A 20631-nucleotide genomic window follows, 5' to 3' on the forward strand; every position below is an offset into this window, starting at 1 on the left:
GCACGGCGGGAATTCCGCAGTGAACTGCTGCCCTCGCCCAGTCCTGCCAAATATGGCAGAGATGAGAGGACGGCCCTGCCACAGTTGGACCCCCTGATAGTACAGATGCGGTACGACAAACGGCATGCAGTACGGGGGATCTCCCAATGCGTGCAGGGTAGAACGCCAGCAACTAACCTGTGACAGCATTGTACAAGGAAGGAACCCTCACTAGACGCCGAAAGGTGCCGGATGGGTTACGGACCTACCTTCCATTGGGGGAACGAAGAAAGAGCGAAAGCACAGGACAAGGTTCAAGAACAAGGGGAAGCCGTACTGGGTATTCCCGTTTCAACTGCCGGATGTGGATTCAGCGCGAAGGGGTTCTTCCGCCTCTTTCGTTTTGGCAGCGTGTGCGAGTTTGGCTGCCGGAAATGTGAGGTGGAAAACAGTGCCGTGGTTCTCAAAATCGGTAGAACTGGTCACGGTGATGGTGCCACTGTTGCGGGCGACGAGTTCCCGGGAGACCCAAAGGCCGAGACCGGTGCCGACGTCTTTCTTCGTCGTAAAGAAGGGATCGAAAATTTTCATCAGGTTCTGCTCGGCTATGCCATATCCATTGTCGGCAATTTCGATTATGACGGTTTGATCGGCGGTAGCGATGGTGATATCGAGACGACCGCTTTCGCCGTGCATGGCGTCTACGGCGTTGGCGATGAGATTGGATAAGACCTGCCGGATTTCGCCAGTCTTGGCGAAGATTTCCGAGTCGGGGTCGCAGTGACGGCCGACCGCAACCTTCCCTTCCAACTTGTTGCGATACACGTCCAGAACTCCATCCAGCAGCGCAGAGACCTTGATGACGGAGGGCTTTGCTTCTTCTCGATAAAACCCGAGGGTACGCCGGGCAATGGCGGCAACGCGGACCAATTCGCTCTCGGTAATCTCAAGGTATTTGGCACGCAGGTCCTGGGGCACGCTCTCGGTTTTCAAAAGGTAAATGATGTTCGTGATCGACTCGAGCGGATTGTTGATTTCATGCGCGATGGATGCAGCCATTCGGCCAGCCGCGGCAATCTGGCCGCTGCGGAGGAGGGCGGACTCCATCTCGACTTTTTTCCGGTCGGCCTCGTTCAGAGTGGTCGCCGTCCAGACTGCAAGGGCCGTGAATACCGTCGCGAAAGCTATGACGGAAAGCGCAATGCCAAACCGCTCGGTGACGAATCCCCCTTCTTCCGCCCAGAGTTGAATAGCTCCAAAGGCGGGAAGCAGGATGATGACGGCGACTATCATTTGCCGGGTCGCGACGGCACCGGCGAACGGACTGAGAAGGGTCTCAGCAGTCACTGGTTGCGCCGGCCCGCAGAGCAGAGCGAAACCCAAAACCGCGAAAAGAATGGCCGTATGTACGGCCATCACGTGACTATAAAGCTGTTGTACTCCATAAAGATATGCAATAAGGCTCAAGTATGAGACGAGCAATACCGGAAGCGAGAAGTATTCGCTTAAGCCGCGTCTCGGTATCCGCAACGTCACCAGGCTAATGCCCGCCAGCACGAAGCCGATGGCGGTGTTGGGGACGAAGCGGCCCGGCAAGGGGATATTCCAGTCGGAGAGCCGGTGCGCCATGAAAAGGCGGTCTATACTGAGGTCGATTCCGAACACGTATTCGGTAACGGTCGCCAGCGCAAACATGCCGACCAGGAGGCCGATGATCGCTCCGAGTTCAGGACGCCAGCGGCCACCCGAGACTTGCAACAGAATCGAGACCCCACACAGGACAAAACAGAGCGCAGTGTTGGGCGCGACGAAAGTACCCAGAGCTTCACCCTTGAGAATGGGGATACGGAACTGCCAGCCCGCAATGACGCAAAGGCCCGCGAGAATGTTGATGCCAGCGAGCCAAACTGCTATCCGGGGCAGAAGGTTGCGAGAATCCGTCATTGGGGGCGGCGCAAATCAATGAAGGTGCGATGGTGCACTATAGTGCATCACGTGTGCAGTTGGATGCAATCGGGAGAGCCTGAAAGTCTTAAAAAGAGGGCGACAGGCGCATTATGGCAGAGATTTGCCTGCCACCTGGGTCAGCATCTGCTCGGCATTCTTGAGGCTGGCTTCGGTGAGCCTGGCTCCACTGAGCATGCGGGCGATCTCTTCCACGCGCTCTTTCCCGTCCAGCGGAAGCACGGTGGTCCGGGTGCGGCCGGCGGATTCCTTTTTTGCGATAAGGAAATGGTGGTCGGCGAACGAAGCGATTTGAGGCAGGTGGGTTATGCAGAGAACCTGCTTCGTTCGCGAGAGGGCTTTCAGCTTCCGGCCGACAGCTTCGGCGGCTCGACCGCCAATGCCGGTGTCGATCTCGTCGAAAACCAAGGTTCGCTGGTGGTCGGACTTCTTCGTGCCACGACCCGCTTCGACCGAAGCCTTGAGGGCGAGCATGACGCGCGAGAGTTCCCCGCCGGAAGCGATGTGCTCGATGGCACCGAGGGGCTCGCCGAGATTAGCTGAAATCAGGTACGCGACCTGGTCGAAGCCGGTCGAGGTCCAGTTCCCTTCCTCGTCGGAGCCGCTGACGTCGATCTTGAACTTTGCCTTCATGGCGAGATCGTTGACCTCGGCTTCAACGGTCTTCTCGAGTTTGTGGGCTACTTCGTAGCGCTTCTTGGAGAGCGTACGGGCCTCGGCCAGATACATTTCGGCAGCCTTGTCAAGCTGCTTCTTCAAATCACGGAGAACCTCATCCTTATTTTCGATTTCGTTGAGCTTGCGGCGGAGGTCGTCCGCGTAGGTGAGCACGTCTTCCAGCGTGGTGCCGTACTTGCGGCGGAGACGATCGATGAGGGCGAGGCGGTCTTCAACTTCGGCGAGACGCTCGGGGGAAGCGTCTATGCTCTCAGAATAGTCGCGAAGAGTAATTCCGATTTCGGCAACTGTGATGCGAGCGGACTCAATCTGGGAGATCGATTCCTGGAACTTCGGGTCGAAGCGCGCGAGATCTTCAAGTTGCCTCATGGCAGCCGCGATCGTTGCCGACGCGGATTGCGCATTGTCGTACAGCGAATCGTAGGCGGAGAGGGCGGCATTGAGGATGCGCTCGGAGTTGGCCAGCACGCGTTTTTCGGATTCGAGCTTCTGGTCCTCGCCGGCATGAAGCGCAGCATTGTCGATCTCTTTGAGCTGGAAGCTCCAGAGATCGACGAGACGGAGTTTGTCCTTCTCGCCCTGCTCGAGTTCGGCAATGTGCTGGCGGATGCGGTTCCACTCGGCGAAGGCGTTCGTGACGGCAGCCGTGTCGATCCCGGAAGCGGTATCGAGGAGAGCAAGGCGCGCGGGTGGATCGAATGCCATCATCGACTCATTCTGCGCATGGACAATGGCGAGGTGCGGCGCCAGTTGCTTGAGAACCGCGACAGTCGCAGGCTGATTGTTGACGAAGACGCGGGCCTTGCCGGTGGAAAGGATTTCGCGACGAAGTATGACCTGGTCGGCGTCGGAGTCGAGTCCGTTGGCTTCGAGGGCCTCGCACAATGGCCTCGAATCGGCTTCGAAGACGGCGGTGATGATGGCGCGGTCGGAGCCGTGCCGGATCACGTCTGTCGAGGCTTTTTCGCCGAGGAGCAGGGCCAGAGCGTCGATAAGAATGGACTTGCCGGCGCCGGTTTCGCCGGTCAGGAGATTGAGGCCGGGGCCGAACTCCACGACCACGTTGTCAATGACGGCGTAGTTTTCAACCCGAAGTTCGAGCAGCACCAGAGAGCCCTTTTGAGAGGGAGTCGAGCGAAGGATAGCACGGGAAAGAAAAACAAACCACGAAGGACACTAAAGGGCATGAAGGACTCAGCTCAGTGGTCCTTCGTGCCCTTTGTGGTTAAGTCTTACTGGTGAACCTGCAGGTCGCGCTTCACCATCAGGTGGTCGACGAAGAAGCCGATGCCGATGGCGAACGGGATCAGGCCGAAGTAGGACGCGATGTAGGCGTCGTGCTCAATGCGGCCGATGAGGGCAAAGGTTGCCGTCCAGCCCAGGGCCGCGCATACGAGCAGGATGCCGGCACGACGCGAGCGCGCTACCTGTGTAAGTTCGGGCTCCATGGGGACCGCCACGCCGCGGGCGATAGCCGCCATTCGCTCCTCGCTCTTGAGCCGTCGAACCCGGAAATAGGTGTACAAAGCCGCGAGCGGGATACCGCACGTCAAAACCACTGCCGCCAATCCGATGAACTCTCCGCCGTTCATATCATCCTCCGTGCCGCGCCGAGGGCGCTGGGTCACTGTCTGAAACCCACTGACAATGGAAGATACGTTGGGGGAGGTAAGGAAGTTCCGGGAGAGTCGGGCGCTCTCATGCGAAAATCGAGGGTTCTGTCATGGGTACGACAAATCGAGAGACGAGGACAGCGGAATTCGAGCTACCAGGATTCATCCAGGCCGTCCGGGAGAGGATGGCGGACGACTTGGTTCGCCGAGGTCGTCGCGCCCGGTGGAACGATGTTTCTGTTGGGCGATCTGTCGACCGGATCCTCATTCGACTTCTGTTCCTGCGGATGTGCGAGGACCGCGGCGTGCCCCTTTCAGAAGCACAATGGCGAACAATCGAGAAGACGCTGGGGCTTGTGCCTTCCGACGACCAACTTCAGGACTCGAATGTGCCCGACCGCCTTCTGGCGAACCTTGCCGATGGGTTTGCACGCGATTGGCCGGATTTGGCGGCCATTACCACAGAGGCTCTCGGCTCGATATACGAGAGCTTCCTGGCGAAGAGATTGACTCTTGCACGGAGCGGGCCTCGGTTCGAACCGGCACGAGACAGGCGCAAGCACGCGGGGGCCTTTTACACTCCGCAATACATCGTTGACTACATCGTCGAGGAAACAGTGGGGAAACTCGTCGCGGGCAAGTCTCCGGCTGAGATGAGAACGATGCGATTCGTCGATCCGGCGTGTGGCGGGGGCAGGTTCCTGCTGCGAGTGTATGAGCGAATGCTGGAGGAGCACTCGCGCTGGTTCGAGCGGCATCCTGAAGAGCGGGAATATGCAACGGGTGATCGTCATGGGAAGGTGCGACTGCCGTTTGCTATTCGACGACAAGTTCTGGCGGAGTGCGTTTTCGGGGTCGACTTCGACGCAGAAGCGGTCGAAGTAACCAAGCTGTCGCTGATTTTGAAATTGCTGGAGGGCGGCGGAGAGGCGCAGAGACCGGATCTCGCAGAAGAGTTGCCGAACCTCTCAACCAACATCAAGTGCGGAAACTCGCTCGTTGCCCCCGGACCGGATACGCCAGATGGCCTCGCCGGGTTCTCATGGGAGCAGGAATTCACAGAGGTCTTTCGCTCCGACGGGTTTGACGTTGTGCTTGGTAATCCGCCTTACGGAGCAGAATTGAGCGGGGTTGTGCGCAAGTACCTGGGGAACCGCTTCGACCTTGGAACCAGCGATACAGCGGCGTTAATGATGGTTCACTCGTTGCGAGCGCTCACAAAGCCCGGTGGTGTTAACGGATTTATCGTGCCGAAGGCGTTTACGTACTCATCGAGTTGGGAGAAAGTTCGCGGCGAAATGATCGACGCACTGACGACGCTGGTGGACGTCGGAAAAGTCTGGCCGAAGGTGAAGCTCGAGCAGGTTATCTATGTTGCAGAGAAGGGCGCGAGCACGGGGACCTACACCAATCGGCGGCGGGAGGAAGAGCGATTCTGTGATGTCGCTGAAATTCAGAAGGAACACAGTGGCACGTTTGGTTTCTTTCTTAATGGGATTACGCGAGCGGAACTTGAGGTGGGGCTAAAGATTCGGAATGTTGGGAGTTTCCTGGGCGAGTACATCACGAACACACGCGGCGCGATGATCCAGGGCGATGTTTTCGAACGGGCCGGAGGGCGCCGGGTAATCGGCGGGAAGCAGATTCAGCGCTTTCGGATCGCCGGCGAGAAGGGATTCGTCTCGACGAACGCCGACCTACCAGAGAATGCGTTCGTGCGGCCCGGGAGCATCCTGGTGCAGAACATCGTTGCACATATCGAGAACCCGGTGGATCACATCAAGATCACGGCTGCCATTGCAACTGACAAGATCGCGCCGCAGATCGTAATACTCGACACGGTCAACCAACTGGCCAACAACTCAGGGCTTTCTTCTTATTTCTTTCTTGCCATCCTGAATTCGCAACTGATGAATTGGTTCGTGTACCGCTTCATCTTCGCCAAGGCGATTCGCACGATGCACTTTGATGGGCCTGTGACCGTGCGCATTCCGATTCCGCGACTCACCTCTGCAAACAAGCTCGTATACGAGGAGGTTGTGGATGCTGTGCGGGCTTTGACTTCTGATGGCTCTTGCCAGGCGACTACGGTTATCGAGCGAGGCTTGCAGACACTGTACGGACTCGGACCAAAAGATGTCGCGGTAATCGAAAGCGCGATGCCCGAGATGAACGCGCGATCGGCTACTGCTTTTCGGCCATGACTGTCTGGCCGGTTTTCTCTATCTCGACATACTTCCCGTTTCGGAAGCGCAGGCGCTCAGTGCCCTTCACTGTGTGAAGATCATAAGGGCCCTTCATCGCCATGTCTTTTCCGGAGAGCGTCAGCACGATGTCGTCGTAGCTGGGATTTGAACCGGGCACGAACCGGAGGTCGCGGCGATAGCCGAAGCACGGATAGGAGCCGCCGCAGTCGTCCTCGTTGTTATCGGCGGCGATAATCTGGAACGCATCCTGCACCCCGCCCTTCCACGGCACGAGCAGCGCCTCCTGCGTCATGGTCTGCGCCCGGCTCGTGGTGACGCGCAGCAGGAGCGCGTGGCGGTCCGGCCCAAGCTGTACCAACTCTGCCGCGGGCGGCTTACCAAAATCGCCGAAGACAAGCGCGGCGCGGCTGACACTCTCCAGTTGCCACCCATTGGTGCCGGAAACGAATACCGCCGCGGAGATGAGAGGTGCACAACCTCTACAATCGAAGGGCTGTCCGGCGGGCTTCGCCCACGTGAGCATGTAGTATTTGCGGATGCCGTTCTCGCTGGTTTCCTGCGTGAAGAATGGGCGTGCCCTGATTTCGTCCTTGTCTGCAAAGTTGGGATCCTTCACCGCTCCCTGGGGCACGCGATACAGCGACGCCTTGATGATGAGATCGAAGTTGCCAAAAAGCGTTCGCATGGCCTCGGTGCTCTCGAACGGACGCGACTCAGCGGGTTGGGCCTGATGACGAGCGCACCCGGCGAACAAGAGGGTCCCGAAAATCAAACTTGCGATTAACTTGCGCATAACCAGGGTCTTGCCCCTCAATGTGTAACCCCGACACTGGCACAGTGTTGTCCTCGACAAGTGCATCCAACACCACACCCGCAACTCTCATCCAACTTGTTTCGAGGTAGTAGGGGTGTGTTCTAACATGTTTCATAAACGCGGGAGCACTCATTTACTTTTCTTCACATTTCTGAGTTCGGTAATGCTGGCGGCAGTCGCGTGTTCGGGGGGATCTCGCGTGGACCTGCATAAGACGCTCGAGTCCAACTGGCGCGAACCAGGAGAGGGTGCAGACCCAATGCTGATTGCCGCTTATCAGCCTTGGTTTGGGCGTCCGAACCATATCAATGTCGGATACTCTTCGCAGGATCGGGTTGTCCTCGAACGACAGGTTGGCGAAGCCAAGCAGTTGGGCATTCGCGCGTTCATCGTGAACTGGTACGGCAAGCGCGACCACTTCGAGGACACGAGCTATTCCCTGCTGCAAGAGGTTGCGGCGGAAAATGGATTCAAGACTGCGATCATGTACGACGAAAACGATCGCGACCCGGGGAGCACGACCGCGGCGGTCATCTCCGACCTGCAGTACGCCTACGATCGCTACATTTCGCCGCAGGTGCCGGACCGGGATGCCTACCTGCGGTTCAATGGGCGGCCGATGATCTTTATCTTTCCGAAGTCGAACCGCACAAACTGGAATCGCGTGCGGCAGGTACTGAACTCGTGGGAAGATCCGCCGCTGCTCATCTACGAAGGTATCAACGAGAAATTCGTCGATGACTTCGACGGGTTCTTCGCGTGGGTGCATCCGGGCAAAGAAGGATGGACGCGCAATGGCAGCAACTGGGGTGAGGATTACCTCGAGAACTTCTACAAAACCATGAACAACAAGTACCCGAACAAGATCCCCGTGGGAGGGGCGTGGCCCGGGTTCAACGACTCGAGGGCTTCATGGGGCCGAAACCGCAGGATGGACGCGCGTTGCGGGAAAACGTTCGAGGAGTCACTGCGTCTCTTCAGGCGCTACTACAACGCCGATCATCCGCTTCCCTTCCTGATGATCGTGACCTGGAATGACTACGAAGAAGGCACCGCAATTGAACGGGGATACGCCCATTGCGGTCGCGGGCAGTCATCGCCATATAACACCTTCGGAACCGAGTAACAGAGAGACCCGGAACAGAAAGCAGCAACACTCACCCGCGAATTTCGTTCATGAAGATGAAGTAGGACATCTGCCAGAGTTCGGTGGGGATGCTGCCGCGTGGGCGCGCGGTCACTACGAGGTTGTACTCGTCGGTCGCGGGCAACTTCTCGAGTACGGACAGTTCGTTGTTCGGCTCAATCAGGGCGAGGTACTCGAGGAAATGGTAGATGTCGGGATCGCCGCTGTAACCATTCCCCGCGAACGATATGTCCGTGTGCTCTCCCGCGAAGTGCCACGCCAGCGAGGCCGCCATCGCGACGGCGCGCTCGTAGACTTCGGGGCCGACGGATCCGGGAGTCGTGTTGTCAAAGATGAGGCGCATCTTGCGCTCGTCCTCGCGAGTGAACTCGCGAACTTTGAGCGAACCAGATTTCGCGGTGGACTTCCAATCGACGTGGCGCGCGGAGTCTTCGGGTTCGTATTCGCGAATTCGGTAGAGATCGTATCCGCGGCCTCGGACATACGTTTCGAATTCGCCGGTGATCAGCGGCAGAACCTCGAAAAATTCGTCGGTGGGTTCGACCGAGGGATAGACGATGATCTCGCGAGTGAGCGGCACGCGACGTGTCTTCACCAGGAAGGAAAACGGAAAACGTGTCGAAAGCCCGAATCCGTTCTGCACGAATCGTCCACGGCGCGGAAAAAAGAGATCGACGTCGGCGTGACCGGATTCGCCCGCCGGAACATAGGGAAAATAGACACGTTGATCGAAGAAGTTAGGGACCGGTGCGCTGACACGCACTCGTTCGAGCGCGACGTCGGGCCAGCGAATCCAGGATCGGTGACTCTGGGTGGACTTGGGAAATTCAAAGGTGGCGCGGTGCCAGACCCAACGCACCTTTTGGCCTTTTTGCTTGGGCGGGATGACGCTGGCGGAGAGCAGGGGCAGCAACTGGCGTCGGACGTGAAGGATGAATCGGCCGAGCATGTGCCGGCCGGCAAATACCTGGCCCGGCAGCACGACTTCCAGATCGACGTCTTTGAGGTTCATCGCAGAGGCAACTCCGCTCACGAGAACCGCGGCCAGCATTGCGGCCACAACAAGAAATAGCAGGTTATTGCCGGTGTTGAGTGCGGCGATGCCGATGACGACCGTCAAAATGATGTAGAAGACGCCTTCTTTCGTGACTTCGTAGTTGAAGGCATCGCGAATTCGGCCGACCCCGACGCGGCGCGCCAGGTACGGAACCGTGGTGACACCCACTGCTGTCGCCAACACCAGCGCCAGCGATGCAAACGCCATGCTCGCGATCATGTTCCCGCCTTCGCTGAAGGCGGTGGAAAGCAGCGCCATGCCGAAGGCAAGCACGAGGCCAATCACCGCGATCACAAAGCGAATCCACGCTTCGCGATCGACGCCAGCGAGAATGTCTTTCAGAGTGTCACGCATACCGAACTACTGAGGAGCAAGGTTCAAGGCACGAGACGACTCGGGTTTGTGTCCTTGCACCTTGCACCTTGTACTTCACAAGAATCACTCTTCGATTAACCGCGCTTTCTTTCTCGCGCGGTAGGTTCGCCAGATCATATACGCGATCCAGAGCGCGATTATTCCGATGACCAGGTTGACCCGGCCCATGATTCGAACCAGGTCATCCCATTCTTCGCCGAACTCGTAGCCAACGACGGAGATCACGCTGACCCAGAGCGCAGCCCCGAGGAAATTAAAGATGGTGAACTTCCGCCAATCCATTTTCAGCGCGCCGGCCATCGGTCCGGCAATGATTCTCATCCCGAAGACGAAGCGCGCGAAGAAGATTGCGAGCGGGCCGCGCTTGGCGAATAGCGCCTCGCCTTTCTGAATGACACTTGCGGGAATCCGGAAAAGGTGCGAGTAGCGGTCGAGCAAAGGGCGGCCGCCCTTTCGACCGATCCAGTACCCGATGTTGTCGCCCAGGGTGGCGGCAGCTATTCCGACCACGATGATGTAGCGTAGTTTGAGTTCCTGCTGGTCGAAGGCGAGAAAGCTTGCGAAAAGAAGAACGGTTTCGCCGGGCACGGGAACGCCCGCATTTTCGAGCAGCAGGGCGAAGAAAACAGTCCAGTAGCCGTACTGGTCAAAAAAGCTTCGCAATAGCTCGAGTCCGTCGTTCACCTCAGCTCCTCAGAAAATCCAGCAGGATGCGATTGAATTCCTCCGGGTACTCCTCATAGGGGAGGTGCCCGGCGCGATCCATTACCACAAGCTTCGCATTCTTCAAGTGGCGCTTCAACTCTTCTCCGCCAATCAAAGGTACTACTCTGTCTTTCCGTCCCCAGATCAATAGCGTCGACAAATCGCCGATCTGTTCCACCGCCGTCCTGAGATACGCTAGATCGCTGCGCCAGGTTCGACAAATCGCGATCCCATAATCGATGGTTCGCGGCTCGTCCAGTCCCTTCTGATAGCCATCCCGTGTCGCCTGTGTCAGCAGGGAGTTGTCGCCATACATGCGTTCCAGCATCGACAACTTCGGGATACCAACGATCGGCGCGAGCATCTTGAAAAATGCGGCACCGATGGGGTGTCCGAAGATCGCCGTCCGCTTGTGCCCCCGCGTGGTCCAGGGGTTCACACCGTCAACCGAGACCAATTTTCCTATCAGTCCCCGGCCCTTCTGGCGGTCGCGCGCGGCCATCGCCAGCACCAAGCCGCCACCATGCGAAGTTCCAACCAAAGCTGCGTCTCGAATGCTAATCTCGGCCATCCAGTCGAGCATCCGGTCGGCAGTTGTGGGCAGGTCATACGGTACTGCCCCAACTAGCGGACGATCCGAAAAGCCCATGCCCAGCAGATCCACGGCGTATACGGTGAACTCTTTGGCCAGCGCCTCCCAGTTGAATCGCCAGGAGAACGAGTAGCCGAACAGTCCATGAATCAGCACTACCGGCGGTCCGGAACCCCCGCGCAAATAGCGCATCCGGTGGCCCGCCACAGTGGACCAGCATTCTTCACCAAACATGAAACGGTCCTTGCGTAATTGGTCCGTTTTAAGCTTTGGAGCGCTTACCAGTTCCTCATTGCTGTTGCGATTTGTAAATGTGACCTTGGTATCCGTCGTTGTCTCCACAGTCCCGGCACTCTTGTGCCTCGATCTAAATCGCTTGCTGCCGGACAACCGTTCCGGACGGGGTGGAATCTATCCCGAACATATCGCCTCTGTCGCTTCTGTGTGGGGAGTCTCCAATGGCTCCCCTTTTTTACTGAAGTTCAATCGGTTTTCAGATATCCGCTCTCCGTAAGAAGCCAAAACCCGCGACAACAGAAGCGTAGCACCTTCTTTGTCATAAGGCGGTGAGATGCTAGATTTCTGTCCAGCAATGGGTGAGAAAAACTTTCCGCGGAAAATCGAGACTGAGCGTCTCATCTTACGTCCCTATCGCGCTGGGGACGCTCTCGAGCTACTCGGGTTGGTGGATGGGAACCGCCTGGAACTGATTCGAGAATTCGCACAGATTGCGGCGCTGCAGAACCGGGAACAGATGGATAACTTCATTCTCACCAAGCGCGAGCAGTGGGAACAGCGCAAAAACTTCTGCTATGGGATCTGGCAGAAGGGTGCCGAGCAACTGATCGGGCAAATACAGGTAAAGAACATTACGTGGGAGATACCGGCAGCTGAATTGAGCTATTTCATTGGCAAGGAATCGCAACGGCGTGGATACGCGAGCGAGTGTATTCGCGCGGTTGTTGCAATGGCTTTCGACGAACTTCAATTTGAACGAATCTTCGTACGGATTCTTCCATCCAATGTGAAAAGTCGTGCGATCGCGAAGAAGCTCGGTTTTCAGGAAGAAGGTCTGCACAGAAACGCATTCCGTTGTGGATTCGGGCAATTGCACGACGTTTACTATCTGTCGGCTACCAAAGGAAATCACTGAATTCCAAGTAACAGATCCATCCAATTTGTGCGGAGAAAGACATGGCCGTAACGCTTGTTAACTGTTTTGAGGTGCCCACCGGTCGAGAGGACGAATTCTTCACCCTGTGGCAGGAAGTGAATGAGTACATGCGTGCGCAGCCCGGGTATCTGGGCCACACACTCTATCGCGCAGTGAACCCTGATGCTTCGTTTCGTTTCGTCAACGTCGCCAATTGGGAATCCGCCGGGCACTTCCGCGCCTCGCACAGCGACGAATTTCGAAAATTAGTCAGCCGACCTGAATGGACCGCTTTTACCTCCAAACCTGGACTTTACGAGGTCGTACACAAGGGCGAGGCGCAAGCCGCAGCAGCAGGATAATCGGCGGCTACCTGCTTCCCGGTTGAGCGTTCCCTTCCGCGATCTCCGATGTGCGGTGCGGGCACCTTGTCGCCTGGATCGCGTGGAATCGCAGTGCTCCACATGTAAGGCCCCGATCACCAAATGCCAGTGTGTAACTTCTTCTATTTCACTGCGCTTAGGGCTGGATATGCTTTTTGGGAGCGGATTTCCATTTTCTGTAACTTTGGCCAGAAAACTAAGGGTATAATCCAATAATCCTATATACCGCACGCACTTAGCGGGATCAGATGGCTACCGACCTAGTGGCACCCGACTTGCAGAAAACAGAGCGGGAGAATTCCGTCTCGTCGAGGCGAAGTTCTCGCCAGGCGCCTAACGGTCCCATGACCAAGGATCTGCAAATCCGGTTCGCGGCCATCCTCCTCGGAATCCTCACCGTCACCGCGGTAGTCTTCGCCTGGATCAATTACGAAAAAGAAACCCAGTGGGAATCGCCCGTCGATGGCGTGTGGTGGGTAGAGCACGATGGCCGCGTAATGGCACAGCGCGTCGACCCCGCCGGTCCGGGCGACAAGGCAGGAATTAAGGTCGGAGACCAACTGGTCGCTATCAACGGCGCACAGGTTCATCGAACTGCCGATGCGGTTCGGCAGATGTACCGCACTGGTGTCTGGAAGCAGGCGACGTACTCGGTCGTGCGTGATGGCATTCGCGTTGATATTCAAGGCGTCCTGCTGGCTCCGGCCGACCGCTCGTTCAATCTTGGCCTGCGAATCATCGCGCTGATTTATCTCGGCATCGGACTGTATGTCCTCCTCAGGCGCTGGACTGCGCCGAAGTCGACGCACTTCTACCTGTTCTGCCTGGTTTCATTCATCTTCTACTCGTTCAAATACACGGGGAAGCTGAACCAGTTTGACCTTAGTATCTACTGGGGCAATGTCGTTGCGTGGCTGTTGCAGCCGGCGCTGTTCGTGCATTTCGCGCTGACCTTCCCTGAAAAGAAGGTGTCCCTGGCGCGAAGAAATTGGCTGGCGTGGCTGATTTACATACCGGGCGCGCTACTCCTGGCGATGCACTTCTTCTTCGTGCAAATGACACCGCCGAGCGAACTGGTCCGCTGGAACCTCGACCGCATCCAGATGGTTTACCTCACGGGGTATTACATTTGGGCCGCCGTGGTGCTGTTCCAAAGCTATCGCAATTCGCGCACGCCGCTGATGCGCCAGCAGATGAAGTGGGTGACGCGCGGCACGGTCCTTTCAGTCGCGCCCTTCACGCTCTTCTATGTCATTCCGTACCTGATGGGCGCATCACCGTCCTTCGCGATGAAGTTCTCGGTGCTGTCGCTGGTTTTCGTGCCGCTGACTTTCGGCTACGCGATCTTCCGCTACCGGTTGATGGATGTGGACCTGATCTTCAAGCGGGGCATGGCCTATACGCTGGCAGCGGCAACGATTGCAGGAATCTACTTCGCGGCCGTCGGCATGACAGCCGAGTTGTTCCACAAGAATTTCCCGAGCATGGGCCCGTCGGGATTGATCGCCGCGATCGTGGTGACGGCGCTGCTCTTCGATCCATTCAAAAACTACATCACCGACCGGCTCGACAAGATCTTCTACCGCAAGCGTTACGATTTCCGTAAAACGCTGCTGGAATTTGGCCGCGATTTGAACTCCGAAACGGATCTCGACCGGTTGCTGTCGATGGTCATTGACCGCCTGTCCCGCACCCTGGAAATCGACCGCATCGCGATCTTTACGGCGACGGATAATGAGTTCGGGGACAGCTTCGTGCTTGCGAAGTCGTTCGGCATCGCGCAAACAACGGCGCTCGACCTGAGCTTCCTCGCCGATCGCCCTGAATACCAGTCCGGGCACCTGTTCTTCGACAACACCCACCAGGCGGTTCGGGAAACCGAGAGCGCGCAGCAGACGATCCAGAAGCTCGACCTGAATTACTACATTCCCTGCACGGTGATGAACAAGACGATTGCCGTGCTCGGCATGGGCAAGACGAGCGAAGGCGACTTCCTGTCAAGCGAAGACGTCGAGTTGCTCGAAACGTTGGCCGGATACATCGGGATCGCCATTCAGAATGCTCGGCTGTACGATTCACTCGCGACCAAGGTGCAGCAGTACGAACGCCTGAAAGAGTTCAACGAGAACATCGTCGAATCGATCAACGTTGGTATCTTCACGCTCGATCTCGACGACCGTATCGAATCCTGGAACGCGCAGATGGAAGTGATGTATGCCCTGCCGCGCGCCGAAGCCATCCGCCGGCCGATCAGCGAAGTTCTCCCGGCAAGCTTCTGCGAGGAGTTCTACCGCGTCCGGCAGAATGCGGGCATCCACAATCTTTACAAGTTCCGCCTGGGCACCACGGCGGGCGATACGCGCACCTGCAATATCGCGATCGCCCCACTCGTCACCCGCGACTTCAGCGCTGTGGGCCGCGTGGTGATCGTAGACGATATCACCGAGCGCATGGATCTCGAGGCGCAACTGGCGCAGTCCGACAAGATGTCGTCGATCGGTCTGCTGGCCGCCGGCGTCGCGCACGAGGTCAACACACCGCTGGCCGTCATCTCTTCGTACGCGCAGATGCTCGCCAAGCAGTTGCAGGGCGACGAGAGACGCTCTGCCCTGCTGGACAAGATCACGCGGCAGACCTTCCGTGCGTCGGAGATCGTTAACAATCTGCTGAACTTCTCTCGCACCAGCGGCACCGAGTTCAAGCCGGTGGACCTGAATAAGATCATTCACGACACGCTGGCGCTGCTGGAACATCAGTTCAAAACCGCGGGGATCAAGGTACAGGGGGACTTAACAACCGGCTTGCCGCCGATCCAGGGCAACGCCGGGAAGCTGCAACAGGTCTTCCTGAACCTGTTCCTGAACGCGAAAGATGCGATGCCCAAAGGGGGCACTCTCAGCGTTGCGACGACGAATGGTCGCGCCGTGCACGTCACCGTAGGCGATACCGGCGAAGGCATCGCGGCGGAACACATTCACCGGATCTACGATCCGTTCTTCACGACCAAGAACCGGCCGAAGCAGGGCAACAGCGGCGGCACCGGACTTGGGCTCTCGGTTACCTACGGCATCATCCAGGAGCATGCCGGGAAGATTCGCGTTGAGAGCAAGCCTGGCGAAGGCACGCGGTTCTTCATGGAATTCCCAATGATTCGAAAGGCGGTCAATGTCTGACGTACTGGTTTCCCGCCCTCCCAACGCCCAGAACGGCGCAACGGCGGGGACGATCCTCATCATCGATGACGAGTTTGAAATCCGCGAGTCGCTGCAAACGTTGCTCGAAATGGAAGGCTACGCCGTGGAGGTCGCGGAGGACGGCGAACAGGGCCTGAACCAGATCGCCACGCGTCCCTTCGATCTCGTGCTGCTCGACTTCGCGCTTCCCGACCGGAACGGCATCGAAATTTTGCGCGACATTCGCGAGCGCGCGCCCGAACTCGCCGTCATCATGATCACCGCGTATGGCACGGTGGAAAACGCCGTTAACGCCATGCAGGGCGGTGCAGTCAACTTCATCCAGAAACCGTGGCAAAACGAAAAGCTGCTGGCCGACGTAGCCGCTGCGATCGGTCGTCGGCGCGCGGAAGAAGAAAATATCCAGCTCAAGCGCATTCTCAACAAGCGCTACCGCTTTGAGAACATCGTCGGCAAGAGCGAGCCGATGCAGAAGATTTACGACCTGGTGCAACAGGTCGCGCCGAGCCGGAGCACCATCCTGCTGAACGGCGAGAGCGGCACCGGCAAGGAACTGATCGCGAAGGCGATTCACATCAACTCGCCGCGCAAGGATCGCCCGTTCATTCCTGTCAATACCGGGTCCATGCCGGCCGACCTGCTGGAATCGACGCTTTTCGGCCACGTAAAGGGCGCTTTCACCAGCGCGGTGGCAAGCAAAAAGGGCCTGTTCGAAGTCGCGGATAAGGGCACGCTTTTCCTCGACGAAATCGGAACGATGTCGATGGAGACACAGGCGAAGATCCTGCGCGTCTTGCAGGACCGCAAATTCATGCACCTGGGCGGCATTCACGAAGTGCAGGTCGACGTCCGAATCGTCGCCGCGACGAACGTCGATCTCCGCCAGGCTGTGAAGGACGGCAAGTTCCGCGAGGACCTCTTCTATCGCCTGAACGTTATCACCATCGATCTGCCGCCGCTGCGCAATCGCAAGGAAGACATCCCGCTGCTGGTCGACCACTTCGTAAAACGCTTCTGCGAAGAGAATCAAAAGCCGCTACTCACGGTGACCTCCGCAGTACTGCACGCGCTGATGGATTACAACTTCCCCGGCAACGTTCGCGAGTTGGAAAACGTGATGGAGCGCGCGGTGGTGCTGGCCTCCGGAACGATGGTCACGCCGGACCTGCTGCCGGACAGCATTGTGGGCCGAAGTTCCACACTGGACCTGATCGGCTCGCGGCCTGACGCTTCCCTGTTTGACATCATGGAAGACGCCGAGCGCCGCATCATAAGCGAGATGCTGGAAAAATGTGCGTGGAACCAGACTGAAGCCGCCAAGCGCTTCCGTATCCCGCTCTCCACGCTGAACCAGAAGATCAAGCGTCTCGGTATAGAACTCGATAAGCGCAACGGCAACGGCCGCGAAGCTACCGCGTAAGTAGTCCGCTTCGTGTCCCACATCTGCCGCCGTTCGCAGATGTGGGTCTTTTCTGCTACTTTTTTCTTTATGTCCAAGGTTGACGACGAACTGGCTGCTCTGCGGGCCCAGGTAGCTACCCTGACCTCACGCATCTATCGTCTCGAGCAGCAAGCAGGAATTCCGTCGGAGCAACCGGTGCCTCCGTTTCGAGCGCCAGCGCCAGTGATCCCCGCGCCAACACCTTCGCCAAGGCTGCCGGCTCATCCCTCAGCGCGCGAGCCCCACCCCGGAGGCCTCGAGAGTAGGATCGGGCAGCTCTGGCTCAATCGCATCGGCATCATTGCCACCCTCATCGGCATTTCCTATTTCATCAAGTACGCATTCGATAACAACTGGATCGGTGCGTCGGCGATCATCGCGCTTGGACTGATTGGCGGTGTTGCGCTGATCGCATGGAGCGAGCTGTTTCGGCGAAAAGGGTTCGCGGGTTTCTCCTATTCCCTGAAGGCGATCGGCATCGGCACCCTCTATCTATCGCTCTGGGGTGCCTGTCAGGTCTACCAACTTATACCCGCAGCGGTTTCGTTCGTGGCAATGATCGCCGTGACGATCTTCACAATGTTCCTCGCCCTCAAGCAGGACGCGGAAATCCTCGCGGGGTTTGCGATGCTCGGCGGCTTTGCCACTCCTATCCTGCTCTCAACCGGGCAGAACCAGGAGGTGGTTCTCTTCTCCTACGTGTGCCTGCTCGATCTTGCCGTGCTCGCAATGGTGGCGCGGAAGCCGTGGCGGCGCTTGCTGGTCGGCAGTTTCATCGGCACGATCATTCTCTACTGGGTTTGGGAATTTTCGTATTACAGCGGCCCGCAGCGCCCCCTGACGGTGTTCTACGCGGTGCTATTCGCCGCGATCTTCGCTGTCATTCCGCTGCTCACGCCGCTCACACGCTCGCGCTGGCACCAGGGCTTCTCGATCACGCTCACCGTCCTGCCGCTCGCAAATGCCGCGCAGTTGTTCGCGGCCCTCTACGCCATGTACGACCAGGACCAGCCCACGCTTGCCTGGTACGCCGCCGGACTGACAGTCGTTTATGTTCTCCTGGGATTTCAACTCAAGCGCCGCGCCGGCGAGCCTGACGTCGTCCACCTCGTCGATCTCATTCACGCGACAATCGCTTTCACATTCGCCACACTTTACGTGCCTCTGGCGTTCCAAGCACACTGGATCACTATCGGGTGGCTTATCGAATCGGGCCTGCTGCTGTTCGTGGCCAGCCGCATCAAGACCGATTTCTTACGTTATCTCGCGACCGCGACCTTACCCCTCGCGATCGTTCGCCTGCTATTTTTCGAGAGCTTCCAGGTTCAAACCGTCATGCTCAACGAACGCTTCGCGACTTACCTCGTAGCGATCGGGGTTCTCGGTGCAATCGTTGCTGCCGGGTATCGGAACGCGAGTCCGCGCGAAATGCCGTTTGTGCGTGCTGCGGCAGTGCTGCTGAACGTGCTGGCCCTCGTCGCACTCACACTCGAAGCCTCCGACTATTTCAACCGCGAACTTGCCGCGTGGTTCCGCACGCACAACGTCGTCTCCCATGCCGGGACCCAGCAGATCATTTTCCAGCGGAACCTCAGCTTCTCTGCGATCTGGCTCGCTTACGGTGCCGCGCTGATGATTTACGGCTTCTGGAAGATGTCGTCATTTGTGCGCTGGCAGGCTTTGGTGCTGATCGCCTTCACCGTCGGAAAGGTCTTTCTCTACGACGTTTCAGAACTACAGCAGGGGTACCGCATCGTGAGCTTTATCGCGCTGGGAATCGTGCTTATGGTGCTGTCCTACGCGTATCAACGCGATTGGCTGAAACTGTCATCCGCACGTTGAGTTACGCGCCGTGGGCGAAGATTATCCCCAAATCTCCTTCGCAGTTCCGACCAGAATCCGCCGCTTTACTTCTTCACTCAGCGGCAGCGCGCGGAAATCGTCGAGATTGCCTTTTATATCCGGCACGCCCGGCCCAGGCCAATCCGTGCCGAACAGCGACTTGTGTGCGATTTCCTCCAGCCGCGGAAAATACTTGAGCAGCGATTTCGGCGGGTTCCCGCTGATGTCGAGATATACGTTAGGATGCCGCCGCACCAGGAAGAATGCGGTATCCATCCACAGTGGCCGTCCCCCGTGCGCCAGCAGGATTTTCAGCTTTGGGAAATCGACGGCGACATCGTCGACGTAAATCGGGTCTCCGTACTTGTTGCGCGCGCCAGGAAAAATCGATGTACCCGTATGAATCATCACCGGGATGCCGTTCGCCTCGGCGGCACTATAAATGATCTCCAGTTCCTTCGTTCCGTGCAGGTAATCGTTGGGATAGAGCAACTGGTGCGGCGGGTGGATCTTGATCAGCCGAATGCCGAGGCGGACGATCTGCTCCATGTCGGCCAGCACGTTGGGCGAATGCTTCGGGTGGATGCTGCCGCACGATAAGAGGCGCTTCGGGTCGGCCTGCACGTATCGCGCAATCCACTCGTTGACCTCGGGTGTGAACCCGATGATCTCCGGCGCGACGTAGTTGATGAGTACGGCACGATCCACGCCGCACGCATCAAGATGCGCGAGGAACGCCTTCGGCGAGCGCGAGAACTCCTCGATCTGCGCGAAGTTCGCTCGCTTGCGCTTCATCGTCGCCAGCGCCTCGGGTCGAAACATTTCTATGGGCGAAATATGTATGTGACAGTCGGTGAGCAAGTCAGTTCCCAGTGCCCGGTTCCAGTTGAATACCGGCGCTGATGAATTTACCAGATGAACAGCGAGTACCGGCAGGCGGTAAGAGAAAGGCTCCCGCTTTGGGCAGGAGCTCTCAATTCACAGTTCGACTAGATATGACAATGTCTCATTCCGCGCTTCGCCAGGTATTGCTGGTGATAATCTTCTGCGCGGTAGAAAGTCTGCGCGGGGACAATCTCGGTCACGATTGGGTTCTGGAACTGCGCCTGGGCCGCCTGCTTTGAAGCCTTTGCTGCAGCTTCCTGCTCCGGTGAATGGAAGAAGATGACCGAACGATATTGCGTTCCGACATCCGGGCCCTGGCGGTTCTTTGTCGTCGGGTTATGCAGCTTCCAAAAACGGGCGAGCAGAGTGTCATACGATACACGAGCGGGATCGAACGTCACCTCGACAACCTCGGCATGACCGGTGCGGTCGGTGCACACGTCGTGGTAGGTCGGATTCTCGAACGTTCCGCCCTCATAGCCGACTGCTGCGTCGACCACACCTGGAATTTCGCGGAAATCAGCTTCTACGCCCCAGAAACACCCCGCCCCAAAAGTAGCTTTTTCGTAAGACATAGTTTCTCCTGTGCTATTCGATGCAG

Annotated in this window: 16 protein-coding genes; 7 read left to right on the forward strand and 9 right to left on the reverse strand. The window is 57.8% G+C overall.

The window, feature by feature from the left end:
• Window positions 1-330: 330 nt before the first annotated feature.
• From ROO76_08240 to ROO76_08250, 3 genes are all read right to left on the reverse strand, one after another.
• Window positions 331-1923, reverse strand: a complete 1593-nt coding sequence (locus ROO76_08240; protein ID MDT8068143.1) for a HAMP domain-containing sensor histidine kinase — start codon at window positions 1921-1923, stop codon at window positions 331-333.
• A 111-nt stretch (window positions 1924-2034) separates the two neighbouring features.
• A complete protein-coding gene (gene recN, locus ROO76_08245; GenBank protein ID MDT8068144.1) occupies window positions 2035-3729 on the reverse strand; it encodes a DNA repair protein RecN in 1695 nt (564 codons plus the stop codon).
• 125 nt (window positions 3730-3854) lie between these two features.
• Window positions 3855-4250: a DUF6249 domain-containing protein gene (locus tag ROO76_08250; GenBank protein MDT8068145.1), complete on the reverse strand. Its 396-nt coding sequence runs from the start codon at window positions 4248-4250 to the stop codon at window positions 3855-3857.
• 95 nt (window positions 4251-4345) lie between these two features.
• On the opposite strand from ROO76_08250, the gene ROO76_08255 reads away from it, so the two are divergent.
• A complete protein-coding gene (locus tag ROO76_08255; protein MDT8068146.1) occupies window positions 4346-6439 on the forward strand; it encodes an N-6 DNA methylase in 2094 nt (697 codons plus the stop codon).
• Here ROO76_08255 and ROO76_08260 read toward each other — a convergent pair.
• Complete coding sequence (locus ROO76_08260) at window positions 6420-7127, reverse strand: hypothetical protein (GenBank protein ID MDT8068147.1); 708 nt, start codon at window positions 7125-7127, stop codon at window positions 6420-6422. The two genes, ROO76_08255 and ROO76_08260, sit on opposite strands and share 20 nt — an antisense overlap.
• Before the next feature lie 328 nt (window positions 7128-7455).
• Here ROO76_08260 and ROO76_08265 point away from each other — a divergent pair, with 328 nt between their 5' ends.
• On the forward strand, window positions 7456-8382 hold the full coding sequence (locus ROO76_08265) for a hypothetical protein (GenBank protein MDT8068148.1): 927 nt from the start codon (window positions 7456-7458) through the stop codon (window positions 8380-8382).
• A 31-nt stretch (window positions 8383-8413) separates the two neighbouring features.
• Here the strand turns inward: ROO76_08265 and ROO76_08270 are convergent, their stop codons facing one another.
• From ROO76_08270 to ROO76_08280, 3 genes are all read right to left on the reverse strand, one after another.
• Window positions 8414-9814, reverse strand: coding sequence for a DUF58 domain-containing protein (locus tag ROO76_08270; protein MDT8068149.1), 1401 nt, complete (start codon window positions 9812-9814; stop codon window positions 8414-8416).
• 84 nt (window positions 9815-9898) lie between these two features.
• Entirely contained in the window at window positions 9899-10519 is a 621-nt protein-coding gene (locus ROO76_08275; protein ID MDT8068150.1) for a DedA family protein, read from the reverse strand.
• 1 nt (window position 10520) lies between these two features.
• Window positions 10521-11366: an alpha/beta hydrolase gene (locus ROO76_08280; protein ID MDT8068151.1), complete on the reverse strand. Its 846-nt coding sequence runs from the start codon at window positions 11364-11366 to the stop codon at window positions 10521-10523.
• A 358-nt stretch (window positions 11367-11724) separates the two neighbouring features.
• Between ROO76_08280 and ROO76_08285 the strand changes: the two genes are divergently transcribed.
• From ROO76_08285 to ROO76_08305, 5 genes are all read left to right on the forward strand, one after another.
• A complete protein-coding gene (locus ROO76_08285; GenBank protein MDT8068152.1) occupies window positions 11725-12285 on the forward strand; it encodes a GNAT family protein in 561 nt (186 codons plus the stop codon).
• Window positions 12286-12326: 41 nt separating this feature from the next.
• Complete coding sequence (locus ROO76_08290) at window positions 12327-12647, forward strand: antibiotic biosynthesis monooxygenase family protein (protein MDT8068153.1); 321 nt, start codon at window positions 12327-12329, stop codon at window positions 12645-12647.
• Between the two features lie 365 nt (window positions 12648-13012).
• On the forward strand, window positions 13013-15841 hold the full coding sequence (locus ROO76_08295; GenBank protein ID MDT8068154.1) for an ATP-binding protein: 2829 nt from the start codon (window positions 13013-13015) through the stop codon (window positions 15839-15841).
• Entirely contained in the window at window positions 15834-17282 is a 1449-nt protein-coding gene (locus ROO76_08300; protein MDT8068155.1) for a sigma-54 dependent transcriptional regulator, read from the forward strand. Before ROO76_08295 ends, ROO76_08300 begins: the two co-directional genes overlap by 8 nt.
• Window positions 17283-17351: 69 nt before the next feature.
• Complete coding sequence (locus ROO76_08305) at window positions 17352-19145, forward strand: DUF2339 domain-containing protein (GenBank protein ID MDT8068156.1); 1794 nt, start codon at window positions 17352-17354, stop codon at window positions 19143-19145.
• Between the two features lie 21 nt (window positions 19146-19166).
• On the opposite strand, the gene ROO76_08310 is transcribed toward ROO76_08305, so the two are convergent.
• Entirely contained in the window at window positions 19167-20006 is an 840-nt protein-coding gene (locus tag ROO76_08310) for an amidohydrolase family protein (GenBank protein MDT8068157.1), read from the reverse strand.
• A gap of 128 nt (window positions 20007-20134) precedes the next feature.
• The gene (gene msrA, locus ROO76_08315) at window positions 20135-20605 is read right to left on the reverse strand and encodes a peptide-methionine (S)-S-oxide reductase MsrA (GenBank protein MDT8068158.1); all 471 of its coding nucleotides are present in this window, start codon (window positions 20603-20605) and stop codon (window positions 20135-20137) included.
• Window positions 20606-20631: the final 26 nt, after the last annotated feature.

It is taken from the genome of Terriglobia bacterium (genome assembly GCA_032252755.1).
Lineage (GTDB): Bacteria > Acidobacteriota > Terriglobia > Terriglobales > Acidobacteriaceae > JAVUPY01.